This window comes from Algimonas porphyrae, from assembly GCF_041429795.1.
Lineage (GTDB): Bacteria > Pseudomonadota > Alphaproteobacteria > Caulobacterales > Maricaulaceae > Litorimonas > Litorimonas porphyrae.
This window is the reverse complement of record NZ_CP163424.1, coordinates 607,726-620,812: the sequence shown is the minus strand read 5'-3', so window position 1 is coordinate 620,812 and position 13,087 is coordinate 607,726. Positions and strand designations below refer to the sequence as shown.

Here is a 13,087-nt window from a genome sequence, read left to right as displayed (position 1 = left end):
TAAGGGGACGCGCATGGCACAGACAATCAGGACTTTTCTGGCGGCTGCCGTCATCGGCACGACCTTAGTCTCCTGCACCACTCTTTCTGCCAGAAACGCAACACCAGAAACGGCGACGGATCGCCCCGCTTTCGACCCGCCTGCAACCGCGCTGGTGGAACGGGACCGACAGGTCCGCATGCGCGACAATGTACGGCTGAATACGGACGTCTACGTTCCGAATGGCGGTCGCAAGCCCGTCGCAACAATCCTCATCCGCACGCCCTACACGTCAGAACTGCGCGCCCGGCATCAGGCCCTTCTGGAGCGCGGCTACGCCATCGTTGAGCAACATGAGCGCGGACGCTATCTGAGCGAGGGCGATTTCGCCATGCTACCCCGTCCGGCTGAAGATGGCTGGGACACTCTGGACTGGATCGTCGCGCGGCCATGGTCCGATGGGCGCGTGGCCACGATGGGCTGTTCGTCCTCCGCCGAGAACCAGCTCAAGCTCGCCGCGGCGGGCCATCCGGCCCATATGGGTATGATCGCCCTGTCGGCAGGTGTAGGCGTGGCCGAAGCCGGCCCATTCCGGGAGCAGGGAAATTTCTGGCGCGGCGGCGCCTGGCAACAGGGCTGGATGGACTATTTCCTTGAGGCGATGCATCAGGATTGGCCGCAACTCCCCGCCGGAATGAGCGACGACGCACGGCGACGCCAGCTCGCCAAGGTCGCCGTGGAGAATACGGGATCGGGCGTAGATCACGCGCGCTATGACGAAACCCGTATGCACCTGCCCATGATTGAAATCATGAATGAACTGGATTCACCCCGCAACGAGGTGGCGGACTATCTGCGGCGGGGACCCGCTCATCCTGCCTGGAGCGAAAACCGCATCAGCCAGGGCGAGACTATCGCCATTCCAGGCTACTGGGCCGAAGCCATCTACGATATTTCTACGCGGTCAACCGTCAGCTATTTCGACTGGAACCGCGCGCAGAACCTGGCCGAAGGCCGGGACAACCAGACTTTGCGGCTGACGCAGGGCGGGCATTGCAGCTTTGGCCGGGAGACTCCGGACTGGAATATGGGCGAGCTGCCGCTCGGAGACGCCCGGTTCGACCTTGATTCGGAGATCATAGCTTTCCTCGATGCGTGGATGTCCGTTGAGGGCTCCGACACACAAGCGCCCCCCTTTACTGGCGTACGGGCTTATCTTTCAGACGGCTTCTGGGCCGATACGGACCGTTTGGCTTTCGGCGGCGGCGCGGTTTGGGCGCTCGGCGTTGACGGAACCTTCGGAGCGGCGGACCCAGCGGAAGGGCAGGCGCAAGCACTGTCCTATCGCTACGATCCGGCCGACCCGGTGCCCAGTCTCGGCGGCGAGATTGGCGGCACGGGCAGCGACCATGAAGATGGTAGCTTCGACCAGACACCGCTGGAGGCGCGCGAAGACGTGCTGGTATTCGATTCCGGCCCGCTGAACGCACCGATGGACCTGCTTGGCTATGCGCAGGTTTCGCTCACTGTATCGTCGGACCGGCCTGATACTGATTTCACCGTCAAGATAATGGACGTTCATCCGGACGGGCGCGCCTTCAATATCGGCGACACCATTCTGCGCATGCGCTATCGCGACGGCGTGGATCGGGAGGTCTTCATGGAACCAGGCCAGCGATACGATATCACCTTGCCGCCTATCTTGCTCAGCCTGACGATCCAGTCAGGCCACGCCCTTCGCGTCCACGTATCGTCCAGCAACTTCCCCAACTATGCACGCAACCTCAACACGGTCGGCAATCCCTACACTACGACCGAACAAGCCGTTGCACGTAACACACTCCATATCGGACATGACACGGCCAGCCGCATCGAATGGCCAATGCGGTCCTAGCCTGAGCGCTCCAGCCACGCTTTGTAGCGTTTCGTCTGCATGGCCTGGTTCTTCTGCTGCACAAGGCTGGCTAGCACCGGGTTGATGGATATCTTGGGCGCCTGCCCGCGGCTCAACCGGCGCAAATTCGCCTTGGCCAGCGCCATATTGGCGACGCTTCGAAAGGCTTTGTTCTTCCATGACACCGTCTGAACGCTGCCCGAGACACCTTCGCCGGCTTTCCATCGATTCGGTAGGTCCGGCGTCACGATCAGTGCGCGGGCGATCCCGACCAGATCGATCGCATCCGTCGCCAGCGCCTGTTCGATCGTATCGCGCCGCGTAATCCCGCCCGTCACCATGAGCGGCATCGTCGCGGCGGTGGCGATCTGTTCGGCAAATTCCAGAAAGAAGGCTTCGCGCGCGACTGTGCTCTGGCTGATCCGGCCATCCTGACTGTCGCCCATCATAGCCGCCGATTCATAAGTGCCGCCGGAGATTTCAACAAAGTCCACCGCTTCGGCCCCGAGCCAGTCCACCACCTGCGTCGCATCACCGACATCGAACCCGCCTTTCTGAAAGTCCGAGGAGTTCAACTTCACGCCAAGAATGAAATCTTCGCCGACCCGGTCGCGGATCGTCCGGACGATTTCCAGCAGAAGGCGCGCACGATTTTCAAGCGATCCGCCCCAGTCATCATCGCGTCGGTTCGTCAGCGGCGACAGGAATTGCGCCAGCAGATAGCCATGCGCGCCGTGAACTTCGACACCGTCAAATCCGGCTGATTTCGCCGCCAGCGCAGTCTCGCCGAAACGGCGGATCAAGCCGCGAATTTCATCATCGGTCATGGCGCGCGCCGGCGCGAACATATTGGAAAGGGATTCCCGTCCCATATCGAGCCGGGAGTCCGAGGCACTGACCGCTTCCGTACCTTGCGCGGCATAGATCTGGCGTCCGGGATGGCTGATCTGCATGATCATGGCAGCGCCGCCCGCCTTTCCGGCTGCCGCCCAGTTCGAGAATCGTTCGCGAACTTGTGGGTCCGCCAGCGTATCCCCCTCCAGCACAACGCCGCCCGGTCCGGTCAGGGCTGTCGGGTCGACCATGACATTACCCGTGATGATCATGCCTGCCCCGCCATCGGCCCAAGCCGAATAGAGATTAACCAGCGCGTCACCTGGAACCTGGCCGAGCCCGGCTGTCTGATCGGCCATATTCTCTTCCATGGCCGCTTTCGCGATCCGGTTGGGTAATGTGCGCCCACAGGGCAGGGACAGAGGATCAAATATATCGGCCATGCCGGGTCTCTAGGTCATGACGGATCACAAAAAAAGCCCCGCCGGAGCGAGGCCTTTCATGCAATCGTGAGGGGCGTTAGCCTGAAATCACTTTGCTCTTGCCCAGATCGGGCTGCGTGTCGGTCAGATTGGCTTTAGCAGTTTCATAGACGAATTTCAGCGGATTGCCCGTCGACGCCCAGACAGCGGCATTATCGATATCAAGGCGCAGCATCAGCATTTTCGGATCGTCCTGACCGTCCGGATACCAGCTTGCCACAACGGGATTCCAGAACCGCTCAATCAAGGCTGTGTCTGCTTCAACGGGATAGATTTCGCCTTCGACGCAGGCCTGATAATCCGATCCGATATGGCAAGCCCGGACCGTCGCACCGGGTTTTGCGAGCACAGCCCGTCCGAGGTCCGACGTCCGATCGGAATAGAAATAGATCACGGACGGCGCGCCCTGACTGACATCTTCGATCGACTTATCGTCGATCTGCGGGGACATGGGCTGCATATGTTCGTCAGCATTGGGAGAGCCCAGCATGACGCATCGGGCGCCCTTTATTTCTTCCAGTAGCTGGGTCTGCGGATTGGTTTCGAATTGCGACAAGTCGGCCATGATAATCTCCTTGGATTGTGTCCCAAGGCTACGTCCGGCCAGTCATCCCGGTTCCACGGACGTTTTGTCGCGTCGCCGCCACGCCTTCCATAAACCGTAACCGCTAATGAGCAGCCAGAAGATTTCGATCACAAAACTGGCCAGATTGAAGGTGAAATAGAGCGAGACGAGGATCAGCAGCGCGCCAAGACCGTTTATGCCGGAAAACCGCCAGTCTTCAGACCTGACGCGCTCAGTCTGGAGCGCGAAATAGGCTGTCAGTATCAGCGCCACGCCGGAAAGGCCGATCAGATCAGGAATAGTCATGCCGCGCTCTATGCCCGGTCAGAACCGACCGACAAGCGCGAAATTCTCAGCTCTCATTGACAATCCCGACTGTCTCGCTTGCCGCTTGCGTCAACGGTCCAGACATCATTGTGATTTTTTGCTTGACGTGTGACATATGTCACATCATACATGTGACATATGTCACACCCATCTGAAACCGAACTCGCAATCCTGAAGGCTTTATGGAACGTCGCGCCGCTCTCGGCACGACAGATCCATGACGGCCCAGGTATAATGCTAGGGTGGTCACTCAGTTCAACACGTACCACTCTGACACGCATGGTCGCCAAGGGCCTGCTCGAAGAAACGCGCGCCGATGGAGTGCGCGCATATGCCCCCGCTCAGAGTAAAGCGCACACCGTGGCCGCGCTGATGCGACGCTTCTTCGGGCGTGTGCTGGAAATTGACGGGCCGTTGCCCACCTCCGCTTTCATGGGAGGCTCACTATTGTCCGACGCAGAGCTGGAGGAAATCGACCGCCTGCTCGCGGATCATCCGGACGCGGACGAGAGTCGAGGGACCGAAACATGAGCGCTATGCTTCTGGCGCAGATTTGGCTGCTGGGAGTCGGGCTGTGGGCAAAGTTCTGGCTTGGCGTCCGCGCCGAGCGCAGCCCCGCACCTGGCGGATGGCTTGGTCTGATTGCAGTGGGAACAGGACCGACGCTGCTCTCAGTCATACTTCTGTTGCGCCCGGACATGATCCCGATCGTGACAGCCCTGGTCCCGGACACTATCACGGCCGCCTTGCCCACGCTGGCAAGCGTAACAGATATCCCGGTCCGATCGCACGCGCTGGATTTCGGGCCCGCACTGCCCCTGATCTTGTGGCTGGTCTGGTTGGCAGGTACGGCTGTGATGCTGTCGCAGCTGCTATGGCGAACCCTGTGGCTGCACCGCCTGCCTGTTACGGTCCTGATGCCGGACCTCGCCCTGACCCGCAAAGCCGTCCCGCCCCATGCGCTTGGCTGGCCATCCAGCCGCGTCGTCGTACCCGAAGCGCTCTGGCAATCGCTCGACGGGTCCGAGCGCGCCATGTTGGTGGCGCACGAACGGTCCCATATTATCCGGCGCGATCCGGACGTTACGCTGGCATTGCTGGCTCTTCAATCTGCGTTCTGGTTCAACCCGGGACTGCGCTGGCTGGTCTCCGGCTGGCGTCAGGCGGCCGAGATGCGCGCAGACCGCGCTGCGACTGCCGACCATAATCCGCGCGACTATGCGCAGATGTTCGCGAGATTGTTGCGAACCCCACACGGCCTGCCCGTTCCCACGGCCACGCCTCCGCATATTTCAGGAGATTTTATCATGCGCCTTGACGCTATTCTCAACGACCGGCCGACCCGGCCCAGACTGTTCACGACGCTCGCCCTCGCTATTTTGGGCTGCGGCGCGGTCGCAGCTGCCGCCGACACTTCGCCCGTCGACTATCCCGCGCTCGTTTCCAATGTGCCACCCGTCATGCCGATGCATTGTCTGATTGATGAGGAGGGCGCACCCACGTCCATTCTGAGCGAAGCGGCGAAGGCGACCCCCGATGGACGCGTTCTGCTGGAGAACGGGATCGCCAATGTGGGCTGGGTGAATGTCAGCTACGACGTCGCGCCCGATGGATCAACGCAAAACATATCCGTAATGGGGTCAAAGTCCGATTGCTTTCACGCGGCCAGCCTCAAGTCCGTGTCCCAGTGGCGCTTCGAGACTGGTAAACCCGTAACGGGCATGGAAACTCAACTACGCTTTGTCATGAAGTTTGACGCGGGTGAAGACTATCTCGCTGCGCTCCGGACTTTGCGCGCCCAGACGGACGCGGCGAGCGCCGACGAATAACACACATCTAGGCACCAAATCAGGCCGCGCCGTCAGTTCGGCGCGCCGACCACGGCTCTGTCTGTAGTGCTAAGTATCAGCTTTCGTTGATAATCCGGACCGTCGTGCCTGCCGCTTCCGTCAACAGCCCATCCATGACATCATGAATACGGTCGATCTGCGGCGTTACGTCCGCACGAACCCCGTGACGCTGCGCCGCCTCGCCGGGGTGACTATAGGCGAGATGGGTGCCGTCCGGCGCATCATGGATCAGGATCTTGAGTGGCAGGTCGAGGCCGAGCTGCGGATCGGCAATCATGAAGGGCGTGCCAACTTCGGGATTGCCAACAAGAAAGAGTTTGGATTGGCCAATCGGCATTCCGGCATTGCGGGCGCCTTCGCCGTGATCGACAACCGTGAAGAGCGTCAACGGACGGTCTGCAATCGCGTCGCGGAGCCGGGCTTCCACCGCGGCAAATCCGTCATCCGACACATAGACCGTATGGCGCTCCGGCGTCATGGACAATTCGGCGCTGTAAACCGTTTCGGTCGATGCGCAGGCGGCGAGAGTTATGGCTGTTAAGGCGAGTGTGGTGGTGCGAATCATGACAAGGCTCCAACTTCGATCTGTTACCAAATAGACGCGCAAACTTCGATCAGAGTTCCGGATTGCCAGAATTGCCAGACATTTGATCGTCGCTCAGCATGCGCCGACCACCCGCATCGTCAGGTTGATTCGTCCGCCATGGGGCACGAGGGCTGACTGACCGTAATCGACTTTACTGATACCGTGATAGCTGCGGCGCGCCTTTCCGGCGAGCACGACGACATCGCCGGAGAAGAGCTTCAGTCCGGCCGTCTTCCCGCCGCGAGCCTCCCCGCCAATGCGGAATAGAGCGGGATCGCCGAGACTGACCGAGACCACGGGGGCGCCCATGGCGTGTTCGTCATTATCGACATGAAGACCCATTTTTGCGCCTTTCCCGTCATTCGCGCTGGCCCGGTACCAGTTGATCAGACAGGCCTCGGGCAGTCCTGGCCAATCCGTCACATCATGCCAGAGATCCTTCAAAAGGCGGGGAAGGTCCGGCCAGGGCCCGCCCGTTTTCGGATGATCCGCCTGATAGCGATAGCCATCATCCTTGTCCGTCACCCATCCGAGCGGGCCGAAATTGCTCATCACAACGGATAATGGCGCGCCCGTGCGCGGCATCGTCGGCTGAAAGAACGGCGCTTGGGCCACGCCGGCCTTGACCGTATCGATCAGCTCGGCTTGCTGATCGGGCGAGAAATAGAGCGGATAATGCGCAAAGCCGGGCGGAAATGCGGGCGGGTTCCGGGTTGTCATTCTGCCATCGCGATCCGGCTGACCCGCCCATCGCTCACCACAAAGTCGAGATCGACGGCAGAGAGAAGACCGCGCAGAGCCGCGTCGGCATCTGGAAGGGTTTCAGTGGTTAAAACGCGCAACGCACCCACGATAGGCTCACTCGCGCCCAGTGCCTGCAATGCCGCAAAATAATCCTCAGCGTCGTAGCGGTTCGGGTCGTCGCCAATGCTGACCATATTCGCCCAAAGATCGTACAGATCATGATCCGGCAGAGCGGCGTCAGATGCTACCGCGATGATTTCGCCGCAATCATATGCCCCGATATAACCCGTATAGAGCGTCTCTGACAGGGCACGACCATTCAGCTCCGCTGCGCAGCGATTAAAGGCCTCGGCCAGGCGGACTTCATAGGCCTCCCGGGTCTGCAGGCCCTGTTCGACCAATAGCCGGTAGGCAACGGCACTGGCATGGCCTTCATGGATCCAGGCCGCGTCCTGATTTCCCAATGACTTGCCGCTGGCCTGCTGGAACAGATGCGCCGCCTCATGGGCAAAGAAGAACTGGAAATAGCCGGTGACGGCGTCGCTCGGCTGGCGCAGCGCGGTTCCCGCTGTCTCCAGCGCCAGCACATTGCCCGGCAGCGCGCCGCCCTTATTGCTTAACCCCTGCATGTCGTCACCGCGATAGGCGAATAATATGGTGGCTCGGTCCGGCAGCCCGTAGCCGAAACGCTCTTCCAGCGCGGTGAAGATAGTACCGAGCGTATCGTCGAAGTCCTCGCGGATCCAGGCGGGCAGACCCGGATCGATGACACCGACGAAATACTCGCCTTCAACCAGATCGGCCGTGCCAAAATATATATATTCCCCGCCGCCATCGACCATCACCGTCGTCTCGCCGGACTGGCGTCTGCCGTCCACCAGCATAGACCGATCGGATCTTAGCGTAAGCGGAATGGGGCGCTGTTCCCCGGACCAGTTCGATAGCCGCCCGCCAAGCCCTTCGATTGCGGCTGTGTCCGTTGCCGGCAACAGCTCGAACTGCCCCGTAAACAGGGCTACGCCACCGTCGGAAAATGGAATGAAAGGCGTGTAGTCGGCCCGGATATTACCTGAAAATGGCGTCACTGCGAACCGGGCTGCTCGCACATTTTCGTCAAAAATCAGCGTGTCGAAGCCGCCGATACGCGCAAGTTTGACGCCGTCATCCTGTGCGGCGTAACGCGCGACCCGATAATCGCCATTGGAGCGCGAGAAAAAGACGGGGCTCGACCCTGACCAATCGATCTCTGACCCATCCATATCTGGTCCATCGATCGCAATATCGAGCGTCCAAGGCCCATCCCCGCCATCTGTCAGCGTCAGCGTGATCGGAGAGACGCTCTCTGCCAGTGTGTCTGTTTGGGCGTCTGCCCTTGCGTCCAACTCTGCCGGTTGCTCGACCGGATCGGGACTGCATGCCACCAACATGCCAAGCGCCAATCCCGCCATCGCGGCCCTGAGCCGATATGCCATAACCCCGTCTCCCTTTTCAGGAAATCTGATTGGAGAGCTCGTACAGGCACGCAACTTAAATATCTGCAAGAGAGACGAAGACTTTCTCATAATGTCGTCTCCATGTAAAAAACTGTCGACCTGTCGGCGGGTCTACCGGGCTCTTCTGTTCCCCTTTCGTTTGAACACGCGATTTTCCGTGGAAATCGCAAGTCCGCCATCGATCGGAAGAAAACTGCCAGCTGACCCCTTGAGACTCTGTTTTCGCCTCCCATATCGGTCTCGAACGCTTCCGCCGGGCCGTTTGGGGACGTGCGGGAACTCACATCATATTGATTTCGTTGGGCGCTGCGAAGAGGCGGGCCCGGAAGAGGAGAAACCCATGTCGAAAGTGATCGGTATTGATCTCGGCACCACCAACTCATGTGTGGCCGTCATGGACGGCGACAAGCCGAAGGTCATTGAAAATTCAGAAGGTGCGCGCACCACACCATCCGTTGTCGCCTTCACCGAAGACGGCGAACGACTGATTGGTCAGACGGCCCGCCGTCAAGCCGTCACCAACCCGGACCACACCTATTATGCCGTCAAACGGCTGATCGGTCGTCCGTTCACAGACAAGGCCGTCAAGAAGGATGCCAAGCTGGTCCCCTATGAAATCGTAAAGGGACCGGGCGGCGATGCCTATGTGCAGGGCCGCGACAAGGCGCTGAGCCCGGCGGAAATTTCCGCCATGACCCTGACCAAGATGAAGGAAACGGCGGAAGACTATCTCGGCACGCCCGTCACTCAGGCCGTCATTACCGTTCCCGCCTACTTTAATGACGCCCAGCGTCAGGCGACCAAGGATGCTGGCAAGATTGCGGGCCTCGAAGTGCTGCGCATCATCAACGAGCCGACAGCAGCGGCGCTGGCCTATGGCCTCGCCAAGGAAGACGGCAAGACGATCGCAGTCTACGATCTGGGCGGCGGCACGTTCGACGTTTCGATCCTGGAAATTGGCGACGGCGTGTTCGAGGTGAAGGCTACGAATGGCGATACCTTCCTCGGCGGTGAAGACTTCGACATGCGGATCGTCGAATATCTCGCCGATGAGTTCAAGAAAGAGCAAGGCATCGATCTGAAAAGCGACAAGCTCGCGCTGCAGCGCCTGCGCGAAGAAGGCGAAAAGGCCAAGAAGGAACTGTCGACGGCTTCGACCTATGAGGTCAACCTGCCTTTTATTACGGCGGACGCAACCGGCCCGAAGCACCTGAATATGAAGCTGACCCGCGCCAAGCTGGAAAGCCTGGTCGAGGATCTGATCAAGCGCACCATCACGCCGATCAAGAAGGCGCTGGCCGATGCCGGTCTGAAAGCCTCCGACGTCGACGATGTCGTACTGGTTGGCGGCATGACCCGCATGCCCGCCGTGCAGAAGGCCGTGTCGGACTATTTCGGCAAGGAACCGCATAAGGGCGTGAACCCAGACGAAGTCGTCGCCATGGGCGCGGCCATTCAGGCCGGCGTGCTGCAGGGCGATGTCAAAGACGTGCTGCTGCTGGACGTCACCCCTCTGTCGCTCGGTATCGAGACCGAAGGCGGTGTCTTTACGCGTATGATCGACCGGAACACGACGATTCCGACCAAGAAGAGCCAGACCTTCTCGACCGCTGCCGATAATCAGGCCGCCGTCACGATCAAGGTCGCACAGGGCGAACGCGAAATGGCTGCGGACAACAAACTGCTAGGTCAGTTCGACCTTGTCGGCATTCCGCCGGCCCCGCGCGGCATGCCGCAGATCGAAGTCACGTTCGACATTGACGCCAACGGCATTGTCAACGTGTCAGCGAAAGACGCGGCGACCGGCAAGGAACAGCAGATCCGCATTCAAGCGTCTGGGGGTCTGAACGATGACGATATCGAAGCGATGATCAAGGACGCCGAAGCCAATGCCGAGGACGACAAGAAACGTCGCGACATGGCCGAGGCCCGCAATCAGGCCGAAGCGATCATTCACAAGGCGGAGTCCGATCTGGCCGAACATGGCGAGAAGGTCGACGAAGAGACCAAGACATCGATCGAAACGGCTCTGTCCGAGCTGAAAGAGATGATGACGGACGACGATGCCGATGCCGCCGGCATTACGGACAAGGTCCAGGTCCTGACCGCCGCGCTGATGAAGATGGGCGAAGCGATCTACGCCACGGCGCAGGCCGAGGAAGAGCAGAAAGCCAAGGACGCGACGAAGCCGGGCGATGATGTCGAAGAAGATGACGACATTGTCGATGCGGAATTCGAAGACGTCGATGACGAAAACGCGGCCTAAGGGCTCGCGAACAGGCCTCGCCGGGAACGGCGGGGCCTTTTGCTTTGCGCCGGACTGATCCGGGTTCTGCAATGACGGGGACGACACACCATATCGCCGATTTCGGGGCTTACGCCCTGCCGCTGGCGCGCGAACGCATCCGCCTGCGCGCGGACCGGTATACGGACACGCAGCTGGGGCGCTGGCGCATCAGCCTGGCCCGCAAGCAGGCGATCCGGGGGCTGGCTGAACCGTTCGACGTCACCGTTGCACCGGGGGTGAGGGCCCGCCTCTACCCATCCGGCAATCGCTGCGAAAAGCGGGCCTTGGCAGGCGTGCAAATCTGGGACGCCGAGGAACGTGGCGCCCTGCAACAGGCTGTGAGCGCAGGCACGGGCGAATTCGTCTTCCTCGACATTGGGGCCAATGCCGGGCTCTATTCCCTTTTCGTCAACGCCTATGCGCGCGCGGCAGACCGCACCGTTCGTCTGATCGCGGTCGAGCCCAGCGCGGAAATGGCGGCCCGTCTCAGCGTTAATGCAGCCGCGTCAGATGCCGATATCGAACTTGTCCGCTCCGCTATATCGGACGTGCCAGGCGAGGCGTGTCTGTCGGATGGCGGCGGCAATCGGGGCGAAGCCTCGCTCGGCGAAAGCGGCGAAACCGTACCGGTTGAAACACTGACCGGGCTTTGCGCACGGCTCGGTGTAGACCGGATCGACGCCATGAAGCTCGACATTGAAGGTCACGACGAACAGGCCCTGCGCGCTTTTTTCACCGACGCTCCGGAAGCCCTGCATCCGCATCGCCTCATTCTCGAACTGTCTGCGGAAAGTCGCAACGCCCTCGTTGAATTGGCCCATGCCCAAAACTACGTCCTGCAGGACGACACGGCGATGAACGCCGTCTTCAAGAAAAAGACTGATCATGTCCAAACGTGACTATTACGATGTGCTGGGCGTGGCGAAAACCGCCGACGCCAAGCAGCTGAAATCCGCTTTCCGCAAGAAGGCCATGGAGTGCCATCCTGATCGCCATCCGGATGATCCGGAGGCCGAGGCGCGCTTCAAGGAGCTGAACGAGGCTTACGGCATCCTCTCCGACGAGCAGAAGCGCGCGGCCTATGACCGGATGGGTCACGCCGCCTTCGAACAAGGCGGTATGGGCGGCGGTGGCTTCCAGGATTTCGGCGACATTTTCAGCCAGATTTTCGGTCAGGGCGGCGCCGGTGGGTTTGCCGACATGTTCGGAGGTCGCGGTGGCCGCCGGGCACAATCCGTCGCGCGCGGCAATGACCTTCGCTACGAAATGGAGATTACGCTGGAAGAGGCCTTCCGCGGCAAGGATATCGAAATCGAAGTGCCGATCGCTGAAGATTGCGGACGATGCGACGGCATGGGTGCAGAACCCGGTGCGTCCGTCGAGACCTGCAGCACCTGTTCCGGCGCGGGCCGGGTCCGCACGCAGCAGGGCATGTTCACCATGGAGCGCCCCTGCCCGACCTGTGGCGGACAGGGGGAGTATGTCTCTGATCCCTGCCGCGAGTGCGACGGTCAGGGACAGGTCCGCCAGCCAACCGAGCTGGACGTCTCCATCCCGGCCGGCGTCGAGGACGGCACCCGAATCAGGCTATCAGGTCAGGGCGATCAGGCCCCGAAACGCGGCGCCACCAACCGGCAGCGCGGGGACCTCTATCTATTCGTCTCCGTCAAACCGCACGATATGTTCGAGCGCGAGGGCGCGAACCTATTCATGCGCGCCCCCGTACCGATGACGGTCGCCGCACTCGGCGGCGAGCTGGAACTGCCGACCATCGATGGCGGCCGAACCAAGATCAAGGTCGAGGAAGGCAGTCAGGGCGGCAAACGGCTGCGCCTGCGCGGCAAGGGTATGAGCGTTCTGCGCAGTCAGGCGCGCGGCGACATGTATGTCGAACTGGCTGTGGAAACTCCGGCTCAACTGACCGGACGCCAGCGGGAGCTTCTGGAAGAATTTGCCGAGCTCTCCGGCGACGAAGTCAGCCCTGAAAGCAAAGGCTTTTTCGACAAAGCCAAGCGCTTCTGGGACGAATTGGTGGACTAGCACTCA

The 13,087-nt window shown here is 60.7% G+C and carries 12 protein-coding genes; 6 read left to right on the top strand and 6 right to left on the bottom strand.

Annotated features, from left to right (window positions below; genetic code table 11):
* The first annotated feature begins 13 nt into the window (after positions 1–13).
* On the top strand, positions 14–1,873 hold the full coding sequence (locus AB6B39_RS03110) for a CocE/NonD family hydrolase (RefSeq protein WP_284371705.1): 1,860 nt from the start codon (positions 14–16) through the stop codon (positions 1,871–1,873).
* Here the strand turns inward: AB6B39_RS03110 and AB6B39_RS03105 are convergent.
* From AB6B39_RS03105 to AB6B39_RS03095, 3 genes are all read right to left on the bottom strand, one after another.
* Entirely contained in the window at positions 1,870–3,150 is a 1,281-nt protein-coding gene (locus AB6B39_RS03105) for an NADH:flavin oxidoreductase/NADH oxidase family protein (RefSeq protein WP_284371704.1), read from the bottom strand. The two genes, AB6B39_RS03110 and AB6B39_RS03105, sit on opposite strands and share 4 nt — an antisense overlap.
* A 76-nt stretch (positions 3,151–3,226) precedes the next feature.
* Positions 3,227–3,754: a pyridoxamine 5'-phosphate oxidase family protein gene (locus AB6B39_RS03100; RefSeq protein ID WP_284371702.1), complete on the bottom strand. Its 528-nt coding sequence runs from the start codon at positions 3,752–3,754 to the stop codon at positions 3,227–3,229.
* Between the two features lie 42 nt (positions 3,755–3,796).
* Positions 3,797–4,060 carry a CBU_0592 family membrane protein gene (locus AB6B39_RS03095; protein WP_284371699.1) on the bottom strand — a complete coding sequence of 88 codons (264 nt, stop codon included), beginning with the start codon at positions 4,058–4,060 and terminating at the stop codon, positions 3,797–3,799.
* Between the two features lie 159 nt (positions 4,061–4,219).
* Here AB6B39_RS03095 and AB6B39_RS03090 point away from each other — a divergent pair, with 159 nt between their 5' ends.
* Together AB6B39_RS03090 and AB6B39_RS03085 are read left to right on the top strand one after the other, a co-directional pair.
* Entirely contained in the window at positions 4,220–4,612 is a 393-nt protein-coding gene (locus AB6B39_RS03090) for a BlaI/MecI/CopY family transcriptional regulator (RefSeq protein WP_284371697.1), read from the top strand.
* Positions 4,609–5,910 carry a M56 family metallopeptidase gene (locus tag AB6B39_RS03085; protein WP_284371695.1) on the top strand — a complete coding sequence of 434 codons (1,302 nt, stop codon included), beginning with the start codon at positions 4,609–4,611 and terminating at the stop codon, positions 5,908–5,910. Before AB6B39_RS03090 ends, AB6B39_RS03085 begins: the two co-directional genes overlap by 4 nt.
* Positions 5,911–5,986: 76 nt before the next feature.
* On the opposite strand, the gene AB6B39_RS03080 is transcribed toward AB6B39_RS03085, so the two are convergent.
* The 3 genes from AB6B39_RS03080 to AB6B39_RS03070 form a co-directional block, all read right to left on the bottom strand.
* The gene (locus AB6B39_RS03080) at positions 5,987–6,496 is read right to left on the bottom strand and encodes a DUF302 domain-containing protein (protein WP_284371693.1); all 510 of its coding nucleotides are present in this window, start codon (positions 6,494–6,496) and stop codon (positions 5,987–5,989) included.
* Between the two features lie 93 nt (positions 6,497–6,589).
* Entirely contained in the window at positions 6,590–7,237 is a 648-nt protein-coding gene (locus tag AB6B39_RS03075; RefSeq protein WP_284371690.1) for an alpha-ketoglutarate-dependent dioxygenase AlkB family protein, read from the bottom strand.
* Positions 7,234–8,733, bottom strand: coding sequence for a hypothetical protein (locus AB6B39_RS03070; RefSeq protein ID WP_284371688.1), 1,500 nt, complete (start codon positions 8,731–8,733; stop codon positions 7,234–7,236). The genes AB6B39_RS03075 and AB6B39_RS03070 overlap by 4 nt, the downstream gene beginning before the upstream one ends.
* A gap of 361 nt (positions 8,734–9,094) precedes the next feature.
* Between AB6B39_RS03070 and dnaK the strand changes: the two genes are divergently transcribed.
* From dnaK to dnaJ, 3 genes are all read left to right on the top strand, one after another.
* Positions 9,095–11,020: a molecular chaperone DnaK gene (dnaK, locus tag AB6B39_RS03065; RefSeq protein ID WP_284371686.1), complete on the top strand. Its 1,926-nt coding sequence runs from the start codon at positions 9,095–9,097 to the stop codon at positions 11,018–11,020.
* Positions 11,021–11,091: 71 nt separating this feature from the next.
* Positions 11,092–11,940 carry an FkbM family methyltransferase gene (locus tag AB6B39_RS03060; protein ID WP_284371683.1) on the top strand — a complete coding sequence of 283 codons (849 nt, stop codon included), beginning with the start codon at positions 11,092–11,094 and terminating at the stop codon, positions 11,938–11,940.
* Positions 11,927–13,081 (top strand): molecular chaperone DnaJ, encoded by a 1,155-nt coding sequence (dnaJ, locus tag AB6B39_RS03055; RefSeq protein WP_284371680.1) that lies wholly within the window; start codon positions 11,927–11,929, stop codon positions 13,079–13,081. The genes AB6B39_RS03060 and dnaJ overlap by 14 nt, the downstream gene beginning before the upstream one ends.
* Positions 13,082–13,087: the final 6 nt, after the last annotated feature.